At 66.7% G+C, this 18,080-nt stretch carries 16 protein-coding genes; 9 read left to right on the forward strand and 7 right to left on the reverse strand.

Features of this window, described 5'->3' with window-relative positions:
* Positions 1 to 249, reverse strand: a 249-nt coding sequence (locus ON23_RS16445) for a hypothetical protein (protein ID WP_039779229.1), incomplete at its 3' end; no start/stop codon positions are given.
* A gap of 169 nt (positions 250 to 418) precedes the next feature.
* Between ON23_RS16445 and ON23_RS16450 the strand changes: the two genes are divergently transcribed.
* The gene (locus ON23_RS16450) at positions 419 to 859 is read left to right on the forward strand and encodes a MaoC/PaaZ C-terminal domain-containing protein (protein ID WP_157170233.1); all 441 of its coding nucleotides are present in this window, start codon (positions 419 to 421) and stop codon (positions 857 to 859) included.
* A 114-nt stretch (positions 860 to 973) separates the two neighbouring features.
* On the opposite strand, the gene ON23_RS16455 is transcribed toward ON23_RS16450, so the two are convergent.
* Positions 974 to 1,723 carry a TetR/AcrR family transcriptional regulator gene (locus tag ON23_RS16455; protein ID WP_051042768.1) on the reverse strand — a complete coding sequence of 250 codons (750 nt, stop codon included), beginning with the start codon at positions 1,721 to 1,723 and terminating at the stop codon, positions 974 to 976.
* Between the two features lie 223 nt (positions 1,724 to 1,946).
* Between ON23_RS16455 and ON23_RS16460 the strand changes: the two genes are divergently transcribed.
* The 8 genes from ON23_RS16460 (at position 1,947) to ON23_RS16495 (ending at position 12,830) form a co-directional block, all read left to right on the forward strand.
* Positions 1,947 to 2,786, forward strand: a complete 840-nt coding sequence (locus ON23_RS16460) for an SDR family NAD(P)-dependent oxidoreductase (RefSeq protein ID WP_039779241.1) — start codon at positions 1,947 to 1,949, stop codon at positions 2,784 to 2,786.
* A 2-nt stretch (positions 2,787 to 2,788) separates the two neighbouring features.
* The gene (locus ON23_RS16465) at positions 2,789 to 4,096 is read left to right on the forward strand and encodes a cytochrome P450 (protein ID WP_083904018.1); all 1,308 of its coding nucleotides are present in this window, start codon (positions 2,789 to 2,791) and stop codon (positions 4,094 to 4,096) included.
* Positions 4,093 to 4,317, forward strand: a complete 225-nt coding sequence (locus ON23_RS16470; RefSeq protein WP_039779232.1) for a ferredoxin — start codon at positions 4,093 to 4,095, stop codon at positions 4,315 to 4,317. Before ON23_RS16465 ends, ON23_RS16470 begins: the two co-directional genes overlap by 4 nt.
* A gap of 19 nt (positions 4,318 to 4,336) precedes the next feature.
* Positions 4,337 to 5,797, forward strand: a complete 1,461-nt coding sequence (locus tag ON23_RS16475) for an aldehyde dehydrogenase (protein WP_039779233.1) — start codon at positions 4,337 to 4,339, stop codon at positions 5,795 to 5,797.
* Between the two features lie 49 nt (positions 5,798 to 5,846).
* Positions 5,847 to 7,832 (forward strand): 2-oxoacid:acceptor oxidoreductase subunit alpha, encoded by a 1,986-nt coding sequence (locus tag ON23_RS16480; RefSeq protein ID WP_083904019.1) that lies wholly within the window; start codon positions 5,847 to 5,849, stop codon positions 7,830 to 7,832.
* Positions 7,829 to 8,158 carry a ferredoxin gene (gene fdxA / locus ON23_RS16485; RefSeq protein WP_039779235.1) on the forward strand — a complete coding sequence of 110 codons (330 nt, stop codon included), beginning with the start codon at positions 7,829 to 7,831 and terminating at the stop codon, positions 8,156 to 8,158. The genes ON23_RS16480 and fdxA overlap by 4 nt, the downstream gene beginning before the upstream one ends.
* Positions 8,155 to 9,177 (forward strand): 2-oxoacid:ferredoxin oxidoreductase subunit beta, encoded by a 1,023-nt coding sequence (locus ON23_RS16490; protein WP_039779236.1) that lies wholly within the window; start codon positions 8,155 to 8,157, stop codon positions 9,175 to 9,177. The genes fdxA and ON23_RS16490 overlap by 4 nt, the downstream gene beginning before the upstream one ends.
* 212 nt (positions 9,178 to 9,389) lie before the next feature.
* Entirely contained in the window at positions 9,390 to 12,830 is a 3,441-nt protein-coding gene (locus ON23_RS16495) for a protein kinase domain-containing protein (RefSeq protein ID WP_306307125.1), read from the forward strand.
* Between the two features lie 35 nt (positions 12,831 to 12,865).
* Here the strand turns inward: ON23_RS16495 and ON23_RS16500 are convergent, their stop codons facing one another.
* The 5 genes from ON23_RS16500 to ON23_RS16520 all read right to left on the reverse strand — a co-directional run.
* Positions 12,866 to 13,810 (reverse strand): hydroxymethylglutaryl-CoA lyase-like TIM-barrel protein, encoded by a 945-nt coding sequence (locus ON23_RS16500; protein ID WP_373282195.1) that lies wholly within the window; start codon positions 13,808 to 13,810, stop codon positions 12,866 to 12,868.
* Entirely contained in the window at positions 13,807 to 15,000 is a 1,194-nt protein-coding gene (locus ON23_RS16505; RefSeq protein WP_039779237.1) for a CaiB/BaiF CoA transferase family protein, read from the reverse strand. The genes ON23_RS16500 and ON23_RS16505 overlap by 4 nt, the downstream gene beginning before the upstream one ends.
* Positions 14,997 to 16,997, reverse strand: coding sequence for an aconitate hydratase (locus ON23_RS16510; RefSeq protein ID WP_039779238.1), 2,001 nt, complete (start codon positions 16,995 to 16,997; stop codon positions 14,997 to 14,999). The genes ON23_RS16505 and ON23_RS16510 overlap by 4 nt, the downstream gene beginning before the upstream one ends.
* A gap of 47 nt (positions 16,998 to 17,044) precedes the next feature.
* Entirely contained in the window at positions 17,045 to 17,614 is a 570-nt protein-coding gene (locus tag ON23_RS16515) for a gamma carbonic anhydrase family protein (protein WP_051042769.1), read from the reverse strand.
* Positions 17,615 to 17,653: 39 nt separating this feature from the next.
* Positions 17,654 to 18,080: pyridoxamine 5'-phosphate oxidase family protein (locus ON23_RS16520; protein WP_039779239.1), on the reverse strand; the 427-nt coding region annotated here is incomplete at its 5' end.

Genomic DNA, 18,080 nt, shown 5'->3' on the forward strand with positions numbered 1-18,080 from the left:
GTGCACGACCGCGCCGCTTTCCTCGGTCCAAACGGTCGACTCGATGCCGGGGGCGAGCTTGAGGTAGTGGAAGCGCTGGATCGCGTGGCGGCCGACGTGCGGGCCCTCGGCGAGGGTGTACTCGATCGTCTCTGCGCCGAACTTGACCGGCTCGAACCGCCACCTCACGGGCGTGTAGATCTCGGCCTCCGGGTTGTACCAGTCGGCCTCGTACCAGCGAATGGTGCGGCCCATCATGCTCTGGATCATCGGGCTTCCTCCGTGGGCTTTCGTTGTTCCCGTCCGGGAGGAGCTCCGGTCCAGGCGGCTTCGACAGTAAGGTGGTTAGTCGCGAGTGTCAATAAATTGACAGAAAAGTCAGTACGGAACTTCGACCGAGGGGAATGCCATGGTGAAAATCGGTCCGAGCGGTCGGCGATTGACGGCAGACGACCTGCATCCGGGGGACGAGATCGAGCTCGGGTCCTATCTGCCTACCCGGGCGGAGATCGTGGAGTTCGCGAGCCGCTGGGATCCCCAGCCGCATCACATCGACATCGAGGCGTCTCGCGGGGGGTACTTCGGTGACGTGATCGCGAGTGGTGTGCACACGCTGGCGATCTATCAGCGGCTGAGTGTCGAGTCCGCACTTGCGCGCTGGGACGTCCTTGCCGGCGTGATGCTGCGTGAGGTGCGTCTGCCTGCGCCGGTCCGCCCGGATCGGGTGCTCACGGGGCGGATCGTGGTCCTCGAGGTCGACCTCGGGCATCCCGATCGCGGTCGGGTCGTGAAGGAAGGGGTTCTCCTCGATCCCGACGGCCGCGAAGTCCTTCGGCTCGTCGACGAGTCGCTGATCTGGCGCCGCGGAGCGAGGCGGTGAGCGCGAGGGAAGCTCCCGGGAGCATTCTTTCGACAGGAACGTAAAGTTCGAACACGTTGCTGACGTGAGTAAAGGTGTCGTCAGCGTCGGTGGCCGAGCGCTGAAGACGAGCGGCTAGGCCGGGTCGTCGGGAAGCATCACCGCCAGCGTCGCAAGATCCTCCTGGACCGCGTTGAGCACCTGCTGAGGGGTGCGCGCCGCGCCGCGCACCTCACGAGAACCGGCCGCCAGACCGCGTACGACCAGATCGCCGAACGTCTCCGCGATCTGGTCGATGTCGCTGTTGCTGCGAGCCCAGAAGGCCGTCCAATTCCACATGCCGATGATGGCGAGCGCGGTGATTCTCGCATCGACGACGCGGAACTCGCCGTTGCGCTGGCCCTCCTCGATGACGTCCATCAGCCGCCGTAGGACTCGCCGGCGGGTGTCCCTGTGCGCCTCCAGGAGCTCGGCGGGCAGTCCCGCCTCGCTCTGGAGGAGCAGGCGGAACCGTGCCGGGCTGGATGCGACCAGGCGGGTCATGCTGTCGACGATCGCGCGCAACCGATCGCTCGCGGAACCCTGGGCATCGGCCTCGGCGGAGACCAGCGCGAAGCCGGCGTCGGTGAGCTCGTGCACGATCGTGCTGAGCAGCTCCTCCTTGCTCGACACGTAGTAGTACAACGCAGTCCGGCTCACGCCCAGAGCACTGGCGATGTGCTGCAGCGTGGTGCCGCCGTACCCCTTCTCGGCGAACAGCTTGGCCGCCACGTCGAAGACCTGGGTCTCGATGATCTCCCGGCCTATGCGAGAGCGCTTGCTGCCCTTGGCGTCGCCGTCGGCGGCGGCCGCGAGATCGGCGTCGTCGTTCACCTTCGAGCTCATGCTGCGACTTTACGGCCCGGCCGGCCGGGGCGCGGAGAGGAGGCGGCGCCGCTACGGAGGTGGCGAACCTCTCGTGGCGGGTCCGCGACCACCGAGCGGCGCTGGTCCGCGAGTTTGTTGACAGTTATGACGAACTATTGACATGTGTGACGAATCACGCCTAGATTCTCGTCACACATCAAGCCGCCCGTTCGGGCGACAGGCCAGAAACGAGGAAGTGACCGTGGCTGCAACACTGCGTGGACTTGAAGGCAAGAACGTCCTGATCACCGGGGCCGCCAAGGGCCAGGGGTATAGCCACTCCCTGGCCTTCGCCGAGGCCGGAGCGAACATCGCCGCGCTCGACATCACCGAGGAGATCCCCGACATCTATCCGCTGGCCACCGCGCAGATGCTCGAGGACACGGTGGCGGCCGTGGAGGCTCGCGGACAGCGGTGCATCGGCCTTCCGTGCGATATCCGCGACGAGGCACAGGTCGAGGCGAGCGTCAACAAGGCGCTCGAGTTCTTCGACGGGCGCATCGACATCGTCGTCAACAACGCCGGTATGGCTGCCATGGACTCGATTCAGACGATGCGCTCGCACGTGATGGACGCGATCATCGACACCGTCGTCAAGGGCCACATGTACGTCGCCAAGTACACCGTCCCGAACATGATCGGCCGCGGCAGCGGGAAGATCATCAACATCTCCTCGGGCGTCACGATGTCGGGCCACGCCCAGATCTCGCACTACGTCGCGGCCAAGCACGCGATCCAGGGCCTGACCAGCTCCTGGGCCATGGAGTTGTCCGAGTTCGGCATCAACGTGAACGCGATCGCCCCGACGACCATCAAGCCCGGCGAAGGCCAGGGCTCGGGGATGGTCCTCGGGTTCGCCAACGAGCTCGGGCTCGATCCTGCCGAAGCGTTCGAAGCCCTCTCCGCGGGCAACATGCCCGGTGCGAAGTGGCGCACAGAGTGCTCCCACGTCACCGATGCCGTGCTGTTCCTTGCCTCCGACAATGCCGACCAGATCACCGGTGTGGTTCTTCCGGTCGACGCCGGGCAGGGGGCGAAGTAACGATGACCACCACAGACTCGCCTATGAAGGCCCTGTTCGACGGGGATGCGAAGAGCATCCAGTGCCCGTACCCGAGCTATGCCAGGCTGCGGAACGAGGCGCCGGTCTTCCACGACCCCGAGCACGACATTTACGTCGTGACACGGCATGCCGACATCGAGGCCGTCAATACCCAGCCCAAGCTCTTCTCCAGCCAGAACCCCATCGGTCCGACGGTCACCGAGGCCGTCACGGCGATCGGACGGGCCTTGTCGGAGGCCAGCCCGGAGTTCATCGAGCGCGTTCGCGTGGTGTTGGCCAAGGGTGACGTGCTGTTCACTCAGGATCCTCCGGTCCACACCCGGCACCGCCGGGTCCTGAACAAGGCGCTCACCCCGCGGGCGATCGCGCGGATCGAGCCCCAGATCCGCGAGGCGTGCCACGAGCTCATCGACGGGTTCGCCACACCGGGTGAGCCTTGCGAGGTCGAGTTCATCTCGGCGTTCTGCGACCCGGCTCCGATCCGGGTGCTGGCCGCGCTGCTGGGCGTTTCGGCTGAGCGCTCGGCCGATTTCGCCCGCTGGGCGGATGCGATCAACTCCTCGACCGGCACCACGATGTCCAACGAGGCCCTGTTGGCGTCGCTGGATACGCAGGCAGAGTTCTGGCAGTTCTTCGAGGCCGAGTTCGCCGATCGGGTCGAGAACCCGGGCGATGACCTGCTGACCTCGATCGTCCAGGCACGCGATGACGACGGCACTCCTCTGACGCCCAACGAGATGGTCGCATTCTGCAGCCAGCTGGTGGCGGCGGGAGCCGACACCACCAGCAAGCTGATCTCCTCGTTCATGTACATGCTGTGTGAGGACCCCGAATTGATGGCGCGGGTGCGCTCGCACCCCGACGACCTCCCGCGATGTCTGGAGGAGGCGCTGCGCCTCGAGTCGCCGATCCAGGGGCTGTTCCGCATCGCCACCGCCGACACCGAGATCGGCGGGGTCCCGATCCCCGCGGGTGCGCAGGTCTACGTCGTGTATGCCTCCGGCAACCGGGACGAGAGCATCTTCGACGAGCCGTGCAAGTACGACCCCGATCGTGACCGGCTGCGCTCGCACCAGGCGTTCGGGCACGGACCGCACGCCTGCCTCGGCGCTACGGTCGCGCGGACCGTCGCGCGGATCAGCTTCGAGGTCCTGCTCGAGCGGCTCGCGGACATCGAGCCGGCCGAGAGCGGGTTCGTTCCGCACTACAGCCCGAACTACATCATTCGCGGCATGGAGTCGCTACCGCTGCGGTTCACCGGGGTCGCACGCCGGGGCGCGGACCGATGACCTACGACATCAGGATCGACACCGAGGTGTGCATCGGGTCCGGCCTCTGCCTGGCAGCGCGCCCCGACGTGTTCGACATCAACGACGACGGCGTGGCTGAGGTCGTGGCCGGATCGCCGGCAATCCCGGGTGACGCCCAGATCGCCATCGCGCGGGGCTGCCCGTCCGGGGCGATCCGGCTCCACGACATCGCCAGCGGCGACGAGATCGACTTCTTCTGAGAGTGAGAGTGACCGAGAGATGACCGGAAATACTGCTGCGGCGCAGGCGCAGCTGCGGAGCTACGACAAGCTGTTCATCGGTGGCCGTTGGGTCGAGCCGTCGTCCGACGCCGAGATCGAGGTGATCTCGCCGATGACCGGTGAGGTCATCGCGACGGTTCCCGAGGCGCGAGAGGCCGACGTGGAAAGCGCGGTCGCCGCGGCCCGGAAAGCCTTCGACGAGGGCCCGTGGCCGCGGATGACCCCCGCCGAGCGCGCGGAGGTCCTGGTCCGCATCGGCGACGAGATCAAGAAGCGGATTCCGGTGTTCGCGGAGATCTTCGCCGAGGAGGGCGGCGGCACCGGTCCGGTCGCCACGATGGTCCACGAGAACGCCATCGCGATGTGGAACGACGCGGCCACCCTGCACACCCGTTTCCTCTTCGAGGAGGAACGCAGCTGGGAGGGCGGCCACGGCACGCTCATCCGGGAGCCGATCGGTGTGGTTGCCGCGATCATCCCGTGGAACGGGCCCGTCGCCCTGGCCTCGATCAAGGTCTCCGCGGCCTTGGCCGCGGGCTGCACCGTCGTGGTGAAGCCGGCTCCCGAGGGTCCGCTGACGATGATGCTGTTCGCCGAGGCGCTCGAGGCTGCAGGCCTTCCCGAGGGCGTCATCAGCGTCGTTCCCGCGGACCGCGAGGTCGGGGACTACTTGGTTCGCCACCCGGGGGTCGACAAGATCAGCTTCACCGGTAGCAGCGCGGCCGGGCGCAAGATCATGGCCGCAGCGGCTGAGCGCGTGAAGCGCGTGACGCTGGAGCTCGGTGGCAAGTCGGCGGCGATCATCGCCGACGACATCGCGTTCGAGACCTTCGTGCCCGAGCTGATCTTCGCCGGCATCGGTCACTCGGGTCAGGTGTGCGTCGCGCTGACCCGCATCCTCGTGCCCCGGGAGCGGCAGGACGAGTTGGTCGAGTTCATGAAGACGATCATGGGCAGTCTCAAGGTCGGTGACCCGCGCGAGCCCGATACCCTCATCGGCCCGCTGGCCGCGGAGCGCCAGCAGAAGCGCGTCCTCGACTACATCGAGGTCGGCAAGCAGGAGGGTGCCCGCCTCGTCCTGGGTGGCGGCAAGCCGGCGCATCTGGACTCCGGTTGGTACGTCGAGCCGACGCTGTTCGCCGACGTCTCCAACGACATGCGGATCGCTCGCGAGGAGATCTTCGGTCCCGTGCTGTCGGTGATCCCCTTCGACTCGATCGACGAGGCCGTGGAGATCGCCAACGACTCCGACTACGGACTCTCGGGTGCGGTGTTCGCCAACGACGTCGAGCTGGCCGAGAGTATCGCCCGCCGGGTGCGCACCGGACAGATCGCGATCAACCAGGCCGCGATGTGCGTGGTGCAGCCCTTCGGTGGCTACAAGCAGTCCGGCATCGGGCGCGAAGGCGGAATCGAGGGCTTCGAGCACTACCTCGAGACCAAGCTCGTCATCTCCTGACCTCCCCATTCGATGGCGCCCGGCGTTCGCGCCGGGTCCATCGGACCCCATGCAGAAAGCGAACGACGTGAGTCAGACCAAGCAGGTCGAGCAGCTCGACCGGGTGATCATCCGGTTCGCCGGTGACTCCGGCGACGGCATGCAGATGACCGGTGACCGGTTCACCCAGGAGTCCGCCGTCTTCGGCAACGACCTGGTCACCCTGCCCAACTTTCCGGCCGAGATCCGCGCCCCCCAGGGCACGATCCCCGGCGTCTCGTCGTTCCAGATCCACTTCGCGGACCACGACATCCTCACCGCCGGCGACCGTCCGGACGTCCTCGTCGCGATGAACCCCGCCGCGCTGAAGGCGAACATCGGCGACCTCCGTAAGGGCGCCACGATCATCGTCGACACCGCGGACTTCACCAAGCGGAATCTCGACAAGGCCGGGTACGACGTCAACCCGCTCGACCTGCTGGGCGATTCCAACGACATGCTGGGCGACTTCGACGTCCAGCCCGTCGACCTGACCGGCATCACGGTCGAGGCGGTCAAGGAGTTCGGCCTCACCCGCAAGGACGCCTCGCGCGCGAAGAACATGTTCGCGCTGGGTCTGCTGTCGTGGATGTACGGCCGCCCGGTCGAGGGCACCATCGCCTTCCTGGAGAAGAAGTTCGCCAAGAAGCCCGCGATCGCCGGCGCCAACGTCGCCGCGTTCAAGGCCGGCTGGAACTATGGCGAGACCACCGAGGCCTTCGTCGTCCGGTACGAGATCAAGCCCGCCGTCCTGCCGCCCGGCACCTACCGGAACATCACCGGCAATCTGGCGCTCTCGTTCGGACTGGTCGCCGCCGGCGTCCGTGCGGACCTGCCGGTGTTCCTCGGCTCGTACCCGATCACCCCGGCTTCCGACATCCTCCACGAGCTGTCGAAGCACAAATCGTTCGGCGTGACCACGCTGCAGGCCGAAGACGAGATCGCCGGCATCGGCGCCGCGATCGGCGCCTCCTTCGGCGGGGCTCTGGCTGTCACCACGACGTCGGGTCCCGGTATCGCGCTCAAGTCCGAGGCGATCGGCCTGGCCGTGACGACCGAGCTCCCGTTGGTCGTCGTGAACGTCCAGCGCGGTGGCCCCTCGACCGGTCTGCCGACCAAGACCGAGCAGGCCGACCTGCTGCAGGCCATGTACGGCCGCAACGGCGAGGCGCCGGTCCCGGTCGTCGCGCCCCGATCGCCCGGCGACTGCTACGCCGCCGCGATCGAGGCCGCGCGGATCGCGGTCACCTACCGCACCCCGGTGTTCCTGCTTTCCGACGGCTACCTCGCCAACGGGTCGGAGCCGTGGCGGATCCCGACACTCGACGAGCTGCCGGAGATCCACCCGGACTTCGCCACCTGCCCGAACCACACGGCCCCCGACGGAACCGAGGTGTTCTGGCCCTACAAGCGTGACGAGGAGACCCTCGCGCGCCCGTGGGCCATCCCGGGCACGGCCGGCCTCGAGCACCGCATCGGCGGTCTGGAGAAGGGCGACGGGCACGGCGACATCTCCTACGACCCGGCCAACCACGACTTCATGGTCCGTACCCGCCAGGCCAAGGTGGACGCGATCGCCAAGTCCCTGCCGCCGCTCGAGGTCGACGACCCGTCCGGCGAGGCCAAGGTACTGGTCGTCGGCTGGGGCTCGACGTACGGCCCGATCGGTGCGGCCTGCCGCCGCGTCCGCCGTGCCGGCTACAACGTGGCACAGGTCCACCTGCGCCACCTCAACCCGTTCCCGTCGGACCTGGGCGACATCCTCGAGTCCTACGACAAGGTTCTCGTCCCCGAGATGAACCTCGGCCAGCTCTCGAAGATGCTGCGCGCGGAGTACCTCGTCGACGCCCAGGGCTACAACCACGTCTACGGCCTGCCGCTCAAGGCCGCCGAGCTCGCCGAGGCCATCGGTGCCCTGGTGGGCCGGGCCGAGGGGCGCGAGGTCGACCTGCGCGAGCACGGACTCGACCTGCCTGCCGACCACGAGACCGACCCTTCCAAGGAGGACCCCCGATGACCTATGTGATCTCCTCGCCCTGCATCGACGTCAAGGACCGTGCGTGCGTCGACGAGTGCCCCGTCGACTGCATCTACGAGGGCGCGCGGATGCTCTACATCCATCCCGACGAGTGCGTGGACTGCGGAGCCTGCGAGCCGGTCTGTCCCGCGGAGGCGATCTTCTTCGAGAACGATGTCCCGGACAAGGAGGCATCCTTCACCCGGATCAACGCGGAGTTCTTCGACGACCTCGGCTCGCCCGGCGGCGCGACCGGCCTCGGCCCCGTCGATGCCGACCACCCCGACGTGGAGTCGATCCCGGTGCAGGAGACCAAACTCGTATGACCATCGTCGACATCGATACTCCTGTCCTGCGCTCCGGCACCGCGCTGGTCCCCGCCCTCGCCGAGGGCGCGACCCAGACCGCCAAGGACTTCTCGAGCGACCAGGAGGTCCGCTGGTGCCCCGGTTGCGGTGACTACGCCGTCCTCAAGGCCGTGCAGTCCTTCTTGCCCGACCTGGGCCTGCGCCGGGAGAACATAGTGTTCGTCTCCGGCATCGGCTGCTCCTCGCGGTTCCCGTACTACCTCGACACCTTCGGCATGCACTCGATCCACGGCCGCGCTCCCTCGATCGCGACCGGCCTGGCGACCGCGCGCGAGGACCTCTCGGTCTTCGTGATCACCGGTGACGGCGACGCGCTCTCGATCGGTGGCAATCACCTGATCCACGCGCTGCGCCGCAACGTGAACATGACGATCCTGCTGTTCAACAACCGGATCTACGGCCTCACCAAGGGGCAATACTCGCCGACCTCGGAGACGGACAAGATCACGAAGACGTCCCCGCTGGGCTCGATCGATCATCCGTTCAACCCGGTCTCGCTGGCGCTCGGCGCTGAGGCGTCGTTCGTCGCTCGCACGATCGACTCCGACCGCAAGCACCTCACCTCGGTCCTCGCCGCGGCCGCCGCCCACCGCGGCACGTCGTTGGTCGAGATTTATCAGAACTGCCCGATCTTCAACGACGGCGCGTTCGACGCGATCAAGGGTCCCGATGCCGGTGAAACCCTCCTGCGCCTCGAGCCCGGCGTCGAGGTCACCGTCGGCAACCGCACCTGGGCCCATGACCCGAACGATCCCGATCCGGCCGACCAATTCGCGCTGTCTCGCCTGAGCGACCACAACGCCCGCCCCGGTACGGCCGGCAAGGTCCCGATCGGCATCTTCCGACAGGTTCAACGGCCGGCGTACGACGATCTCGCACGCGCCCAGGTCGCGCAGGCAGCCGCGTCGGTCGAGGGCTCGCGCGCCGATCGCCTCACCGCCCTCATCAATTCAGGTGACACCTGGACCGTCTGGTAAAGGGCGGCCGGACCGTCCCGATGCCAGGCATGCATCAGGATGAGCGTCTTGTCCGCGGCCGGACAGCCCGTCCCGCGCCTCCCGTTGACCACACGCTGTAAGTAGTCGGCGTCCTCGACCCGGATCCGCGCGAGCGGACGATGTCGGCGACCGCGCCTGGCCATTCTTGCGCGGTGGGTCAAAGATCGTGGGCGCGGTCGAATTTTATGCTCATGAATGCGGCCGTCACGTTGCCCAAGGAGACCACCTACGACTTCGTAAGCAGACGGGGCGGGCTGATCCTCATCGGCGATACGCTGGGCAAGTCGGAAGGTGACCGGAAGCGTCCTGCCGTACGGGGACCGCACCGCCTGGAATGCGCAGCCATGATCGATGACGATCCGTTACGAACCCGCCGCGACGTCAGTAGTTCGGTCGCGGACGAGTTGACTTCGTCCGGCTTCGCCGATGCCGAAGAGATCGGCCACGGTGGTTTCGGCGTCGTGTACCGGTGCACACAGGTCGAGCTGGATCGCACGGTGGCGGTGAAGGTTCTGACCGCCGAACTGGACAACGCCAACCGGGAGCGGTTCTTTCGCGAGCAACGGGCGATGAGTCGCCTGACCGCACACCCGAATATCGTCACCGTGCTGCAGGTGGGCGTCACCACCGGGGGACTGCCGTATCTGGTGATGCCGTATCACCGGTTCGACTCACTGGATGTTCGGCTCCGCCGGGACGGAGTCATGCCGGTCGAGGAGGTGCTGTGGGTCGGGGTGAAGATCGCAGGTGCGTTGGAGAGTGCGCATCGGTTGGGAATCGTGCATCGGGATGTGAAGCCGGGCAATATTCTGCTCACCGATTACGGTGAGCCGGCCTTGACCGATTTCGGTATCGCGCACATGGAGGGCGGCTTCCGAACCGCGACCGGAGTGTTGACCGCGTCGCCGGCGTTCACCGCGCCGGAGGTGCTCGGCGGGGAGGCGGCGACCGCCGCGGCGGACGTCTACGGACTGGGTGCGACGTTGTTCTGCGGATTGACCGGTCACGCGGCATTCGAGCGACGTAGTGGCGAGCAGGTGGTCGCCCAATTCGTGCGGATCACCAGTCAACCCGTGCCTGATTTGCGGGAGAGCGGTATCCCGGGAAACGTGGCGGAAGTCGTGGAATCGGCGATGAACCGGGATCCGAGCGCACGGCCGTCGGCGGCGGAACTGGGGGACGCGATCAGGCGAGTGCAGCGGCAGTTCGGATACCACGTCGACGAGATGGCTTTACAGGTCGGACCGAGGCAGGAATCCGAAACAACCGGTGCGCCGGAACAGGTGTCGTGGCCGAAATTGGTTGCAGCGCAAGCCCCGCAGGTTCGCAGTGGCGGCAGTGAACTGCCGCTGGAACTGACCAGTTTCGTCGGCCGACGCAGTGAGCTGGCTGAGGTGAAGAACCGGTTGGCGACGTCCCGGCTGGTGACGCTGGCGGGAACAGGTGGCGTCGGAAAGACCCGGCTGGGACTGCGGGTGGCTTCGAATGCTCGACGCGCGTTCGCCGACGGTGTGTGGGTGGTCGAACTGGCCGACGTGCGCGACCCGGCGTTGCTCATCGATGTGGTGGCCGGGGTGTTGGGGTTGCGTGACGATTCGGCTCGGCCGATGGAGCACATGCTGGTCGAGTTCCTCCGTCCGCGGAAAGCGTTGCTGTTACTGGACAACGGCGAGCAGGTGGTGGAGGCACTGGCCTGTCTGGTCGAGCGGCTGCTGGTGGCCTGCCCCAACCTGCGAATTCTGGTGACCAGCCGCGAGCCGTTGGATGTCGCCGGGGAGACGGTGGTGCGGGTGGCGCCGCTGGAGGTTCCCGAACCCGGCTCTGATCCGGCGCTGCGGGGGCTGCTCAAATATGATGCGGTGACATTGTTTTCGGAGCGTGCCGCAGCTGTGGTGCCGGGTTTCGAGGTCACCGAGGACAACAAGGCGGCCGTGGCAGGGATCTGTGCCCGGCTGGACGGACTGCCGTTGGCGATCGAACTTGCGGCGGCACGAATGCGGACGATGTCGCCGGAGCAGATCCGGGTGAGATTGTCCGACCGGTTCGCGCTGCTGACCCGTTCCAGTCGTAACGCGCCGCGGCGACAGCAGACGCTGCGATGGTGCATCGACTGGAGTTACGGATTGTGTACGCCGGTCGAACAGCGGTTGTGGGCTCGCCTTTCGGTGTTCGCCGGCGGATTCGAGCTCGAAGCCGCGGAATACGTCTGCGGTACCGACTTCACGGCGGAGAACGTGCTGGATGTGTTGTCGTCGCTGGTGGACAAGTCGATTGTCATCAGGTCGGATTCGGGCGTCGTGCGTTTCAGGATGCTGGAAACCGTGCGCGACTTCGGGCGCGACCAGCTGCGCGAGTCGGATGAAGATCAGGTCCTGCATCGGCGGCACCGTGATTGGTGCGGGCGCCTGGTACTGGATGCCGAGAACGGGTGGATCGGCGATCAGCAGCTCGACTGGCTGGCGCGCCTCGAACGGGAGCAATCGAATCTGCGCGCTGCGCTGGACTTCTGTTTCTCGGAGGACCGCGAGGCATCGGCCGAAGCCGGGCTGCGCACCGCTGCCGGGTTGTGGATGTTCTGGAGTTTCCGGGGGCTCTTCGGAGAGGGGCGCCGATGGCTCGACCGCGCTCTTGCGAATCCCGTCCGGAGCTCGGTGTCGGACTGTGCCCGAGCGCTGCACGCGAACATCGTCATGGCTGCGGTGCAGGGAGATCTCCAGCCGGCAGCCGATTTGGTCCGAACCGCACGTGTTCTCATCGAACGGGATCACACCCCGATGAACCAGGCGCTCATCGACTTCGGGGAGGGAGTGCTGGAGCTCTACCGGGACAAGCCCGATCACGCGATCGGATTCCTCGGACGTGCGGTCGAGGTGTTGAGCGCGGATCGGCGCGGCTACCTGCACGTTGCGGCGTTGATGTTCCTCGGCTGGGCATACGCGATGCGGGGTGACACTCGGCAGGCGATCCGATGTCACGAGAACCTACTGACAATTACCCAGGCGAGTGGCGAGACGCTGTTTCGCTCGACGGCGCTGTGGGGCCTGGGCGTTGCGGAATGGCGGGAAGGGCAGCCGACTCGCGCGCAGGAGTTGCTACAGGAAGCGCTGCGCTTGCTCCGGTCCGTGCACAGTCCGGTCGTCGCGGCCCTCGGGCTCGAGGGCCTGGCGTGGATCGTCGCCGAGCGCGACAGCGAGCGTGCTGCCGTTCTGATGGGTGCGGCGGAGAACCTGCTCCGCTCTACCTCAGGTGTTTCGATCTTCTTCCCCGATCTGTCTCACCTGCACGATGAATGCGAGCACATCGCGCGCCGTGCGCTCGGTGATCGGCGATTCGATGCGGCGGTGCGGCGCGGACAGGCGATGGAGCTGCGGACCGGTGTGGCCTACGCGCTGGGGGAGTCGGCCTCCTCCCCACGGGCCTCCTCCTCACGGGCCCCGGAATCAGCATTGACCAATCGCGAACGGCAGGTCGCCGACCTTGTCGCCCGTGGTCTCACCGACAAACAGATCGCCGCCAAGCTGGTGATCTCGCAGCGCACCGCGCAGGGTCATGTCCAGCACATCCTGACGAAGCTCGGGTTCACCTCGCGCGCGCAGATCGCGGCGTGGAGTACCGGTCGGGCCCAGGACTGAGGGCGCGGCGGTGGCTCACGTTCTGTCACCGGGAATCACGCGGACGAGGCGGTGGTATCGGGAATGACCCATTCGAACGCGTTCGCGCGCGAGCGTGCCCCCTGTGCGGCCTGGGAGCGGGGCGTCTCGCCGAGTTCGGAGAGCAGCCTCTCCGACGTCTCGACGACCCGCCTGAAGACCGAGGGGTCGAGGTAGGAGGGGCGGGTGGCGAACAGGAGGTCCTCGGTCGCGGTGTTGCCACTGGCTCCGGGAGCGAACGGACAGCCTCCGAGTCCGCCCAGGGCGCCGTCGACGACCTGCGCGCCGGCGGCAATAGCGGCGAGGGCGTTGGCGACACCCATGCCCCACGTGTCGTGGCCGTGAAAGATCGTGCGCCGCTGCGGGTTCAGTGCCGTGGTCTGGCCTACCAGCGATGCGACCTGGGCTGGAATCGCTTGGCCGAGCGTATCGCAGAGGACTGTGTCGTGAGCGCCGTCGGTGCGGGGGTCGGCGACTATGTCGAGGACGCGTTGTTCCGGAACGGGCCCTTCGAACGGGCATGTGAAGGCGGTGGCGATACAGAGCTGGATCCGGCCGCCGATGTCACGGGCCGCTCCGAGAGCCTCTGGGAAGGCGTCGAGACTGGTAGCGGTGTCGCGCCCGATATTGGCCCGGTTGTGAGCGTCGGAGGCCGACAGGCAGTACTGGAATCGCGTCGCTCCGGCCGCCGCGGCCTTCGCCACATGACGTGGCGTCGCTACCCATACCCAGCATCGTTCGAGCTCTTCGGGAGTCAGTTCGGCGATGAGCTCGAGAGTGTCGGCCATCGATGGAACGAGATCCGGGCGAGCGAGCGAACCGATTTCCAACTCGGGAACTCCGAGTTCGAGCAGAGTACGGACGATTTCCAACTTGCGGTGCGTGGCAAGAGGCGTGCCGGTCAGCTGCAGGCCGTCCCGAAGGGTGACATCCCGCAAAATGGTTGTGCTGTGGTCGATCACGCGTCGCTCCCGTCGAGATAGTGCGCGCGGATTTCGCCGGTGTGTTCGCCGAGCTCGGGACCGACCGAGCGGATGCGGACCGACTGCCCGCCGATCACCGGCACGACGCCAGGGAAGCCGATGCGTTCGGGTTCGCCGGTTCCGGTGTCGACCGGGAGGTACTGAATCATGTTGCGCGCGGCGTACTGATCGTCGGCGGCGATGTCTGCGGCGGTGAAGATCGGTCCGGACGGAACGCCGGCGTCGTCGAGTATCTTCAGCGCGGCGTCACGGGAGTGCCGGCTCGTCCAGGCTCCGATCGCCTGGTCGAGTTCGTCGCGGCGGCGCCACCGGCCGTCGTTCGTGGTGAGGTTGGGGTCGGCCGCCAGATCCGGGCGCTCGATCGCGTACATGTAGCGCTGGAAGATCGCGTCGCTGTTTCCGGCGATGACGATCGACTTGCCGTCGCGGCAGAGATAGGCATTGGACGGGGCGATACCTTCCATCCGGCCGCCGACACGCCGGCGTTCCACTCCGTAGGCAAGATAGTCGGGCACCAGCGATTCCATCACCGAAAATATCGACTCGTTCAGTGCGACGTCGATGATCCTGTCGCTCAACGGAATCGGCGTCCCAGGATCCTTGGCCCGTTGGAACAGCGCCAACATGGCACCGAATCCCGCGTAGAGGCCTGCGATCGAGTCGCCGATGGATACGCCGGTCCGCACCGGTGGTCTGTCGGGATCGCCGACCAGCTCGCGCAGCCCACCGTATGCCTCGGCGACAGCGGCGAATCCAGGCCTGGACGACATCGGGCCGGTCTGGCCGAATGCGGAAACCCGGACGATGATCAGCGCCGGGTTGGCCTCGGTGAGTTTCTCGGGCCCGATGCCCCACTTCTCGAGGGTGCCGGGCCGGAAATTCTCGAGCACCACATCGCATTTGCCTGCCAATTTCACTACGTCACGGCGGCCCTCATCGGTGCGCAAGTCGAGCACGATCGACTTCTTGTTGCGGTTGATCGTATGGAACAGCATCGAGGTAGTCCCCGCGTACAGGCGCCATCTGCGCAGCTCATCGCCGGTCTTCGGGCGTTCGACCTTGATGACCTCGGCGCCGAAGTCGGCGAGCAGCCTTCCGGCGGTCGGCGCCGCGATGTAGTTGCCGAGCTCGAGAACGCGGATGCCCGCGAGCGGTAGGGAGTCGTTCATACTGATTCCTTGACGTTGACGCGCTCGTGAACCCCGCTGGGCAGGGGTGATCCGGACACTGGAGACCGCCCGCCGGACCGGATGTGCGCGAGTAGACCGCCGTCTGTGAGGATTGCCCGTTCGCCCTCGGTGAGGTCGATCGCCGCTCGTATCGGCACGTCGTGGCCGGCTACCTCCACGCAGATCGAGCTCTCCCCGCCGACCAGCGCCTGTCGCAGACCGGAGAAGGCGCACAGCTGACCGACGCTGAATTCCGCTGCGCCGCTGGGCAGGACGAGCGGGACGATCCCGGCGGCGATGAGGTTGCGACGGTGGATCCGGGCGTAGCTGCGGGCGAGAATCACGCGCACACCCAGATAGCTCGGGATCAGCGCGGCGTGCTCGCGCGACGACCCCTGCCCGTAGTTCTCACCGGCGATTATCACCCCTCCGCCCCACTCCTGCGCACGGTCGTGGAAGCCGGGATCGAGGCGGTTGAACATGAAACGGGCGCATGCCGCGATGTTGGACCACACGGACATGGCGATTGCTCCGTCGGGCGCCATATCGCCCGTGGAAATGTCGTCACCCACCTCGATCAGCACCCGGGCCTGTAGATCATCGCCGATCGGTTCGGGGAGCGGAGGAGATACGAGGTTGGGGCCGCGTTCGACGAGGACCGCCGCGCGCTGCTCTGCGGGCCTCGGGGAAGTGATCAGGGCACTGTGAAGTGCGGTATCGGGTTCCCGCGCGGGCCGGGGTTCGATCGGTGGCCGCGACGACGGATCGGTGATGCGTCCGGTCAGCGCACTGGCGGCGGCGGTGGACGGGCTGCACAGGTAGACACGGTCTTCGGCGGTTCCGCTGCGACCGGGGAAGTTGCGGTTGAAGGTCCGTAGGGATGCGTCGCCCTGTAATGGTGCCTGCCCGATGCCCACGCATGGCCCGCATACCGGCTCGAGCATCCGTGCGCCGGCTTGCATCAGATCCTGGTAGACCCCGGAGTCGATGATCGTCTGCAGGATCTGCCGCGATCCCGGTGTGACGGTCAGCTGTACTCGCGGATGCACGGTATGCCCACGCAATGCCGCCGCGACGGTGGCCAGGTCGTCGTAGGAACTGTTGACCGAGGAGCCGACGCAGATCTGCGATACGGGGGTATCGGGCAGGTCGGCGACGGGGACGACATTGCCGGGGGAGTGCGGAACCGCGACGAGCGGGACGAGTTCGGACAGATCGATGGTGATGTTCTCGTCGTAGGTGGCGCCGTCGTCGGCGACCAGCGGCGCGAAGTCCTTCTCGCGTCCTTGCTGAGCCAGCCACGCCAGAGTCTGTTCATCCGAGGGGAATACGGCGGTGGTGGCGCCGGTCTCGATGATCATGTTGGCGATGGTGGCGCGTCCGGACGTCGACAGGTGCTCCAATCCCGGGCCGTGAAACTCGAATACGGCTCCGCGGCCACCGCGAACTCCGTAGCGCCGCAGGATCTCCAACACGATGTCTTTCGGCTCGACAGCATTGGGCACAGTGCCGATCAGTTCGACTCCGATCACCCGAGGGCAGGGAAATTCGAATCCATACCCACCCATCGCGACAGCGACCTCGAGTCCGCCGGCGCCCAGGGCGAACATCGCCGCGGCCCCCGCCGTGGAGGTGTGCGAGTCCGCCCCGAGCAGCAGCTCGCCCGGTTTGCTGAACCGTTCGAGGTGAATGTAATGCGAAATGCCGTGTCCTGCGGGGGAATACCGCAGCCCATATCGTTCGCAGAACGTGCGCAGGTAACGATGGTCTTGCATGTTCTTGTCATCGATCTGCAGCACGTTGTGATCGATATACATCACCGCGAGGGGGACGCTGATCGAATCCAGTCCGAGCTCCTCGAACTGCATGGCGGCCATGGTTCCGGTGGCGTCCTCGATGAGGATCTGGTCGGGGGCGACGGTGATATCTGTGCCGGGAACGAGGTCGCCGGAGATCAGGTGCCGCCGCAAGATCTTGTGAGTGATGTTGTCGGCCATCGGGTTTCGTTACCTTTGCTGGGTCGGTCGGGCAGTGTGGCGGATGCTCATGCCGGGCTGCTCGCACAGGAGGAGTCGTCTCGATCGGCGGGCGGACATCCGAGTTCGGCGACGTACCGGGCGGCGTTGACGACATATTTCGCGACACCGAGCCGGTGATTCGCGTCGAAGGCGGCCCGGTCGGGGTGGGGGCGGAAGGTCGAGGCCGGGACGCCGAGCGCGCGGTTTCCCTCCGGAACATGGGTTCCTTCGGTCAGCAATGCGCCGGCGCCGACGATGCAGGACCGCCCGACGACGACGCCCTGCAGGCAGGTCGACATCGACCCGACCAGGGTTCCCGGCTCGATGGTGGCACCCTCGAGATGGGCGTTGTGCCCTACCACGCAGTCCGCGCCGACGACCGTGGGCCACCGTTCGGAGGTGTGCAGGACGGTGCCGTCCTGAATCGAGGTTCGGGCACCGACCTCGATCCGGCCGAAGTCGGCGCGCAGGACCGCCGTCGGCCAGATCGAGGCGTGTTCGCCGATGGACACCGCGCCGATGACCACCGCATCGGGATGCACGAATGCGGTGGGATGGATGTCGGGGTGGTGGCCACCGAAGGAATAGATGGGCATGAGGAATCCTGCTTTCACCCGCGCGCGGCGGGCACCGGGTCAGAGGGTGGCGGTCTTACGCAGGTCCCAGCTGCGGACCGCACTCGGCCGGATCCGCAGCCATGCGTGCTTACCGTCGTGATCCATGGTGCCGCTGCCGAAATACTTTTCGGCGAACAGCTTTTCGGGCACGACGAGATCCGGGTCCGATGTGCCCGCGCGGGGGACTTCGCCGACGACCTCGGCATCGCCGATGAATTCGGCACCGCGCAGATCGGTGAGTTCTGTCCCCGCGTCTACCATGACCGCGACGCGGGCGCGGCGGGTGATGTCGATCCACCGCTGGGTGCGGATCTGCGAGGAGATCCACAGACAGCCGCCGTCCCACACGAACCACATCGGGGTGATATGCGGGCCGAGGTCGTTCACGGTGGCGATCCGGCAGGTCCGTTCCTCGGCGAGGAAGGCGTTCAGTTCACTCGGGCTC

Origin of the sequence: Nocardia cerradoensis NBRC 101014 (assembly GCF_000308535.1) — a bacterium.
GTDB lineage: Bacteria > Actinomycetota > Actinomycetes > Mycobacteriales > Mycobacteriaceae > Nocardia > Nocardia cerradoensis.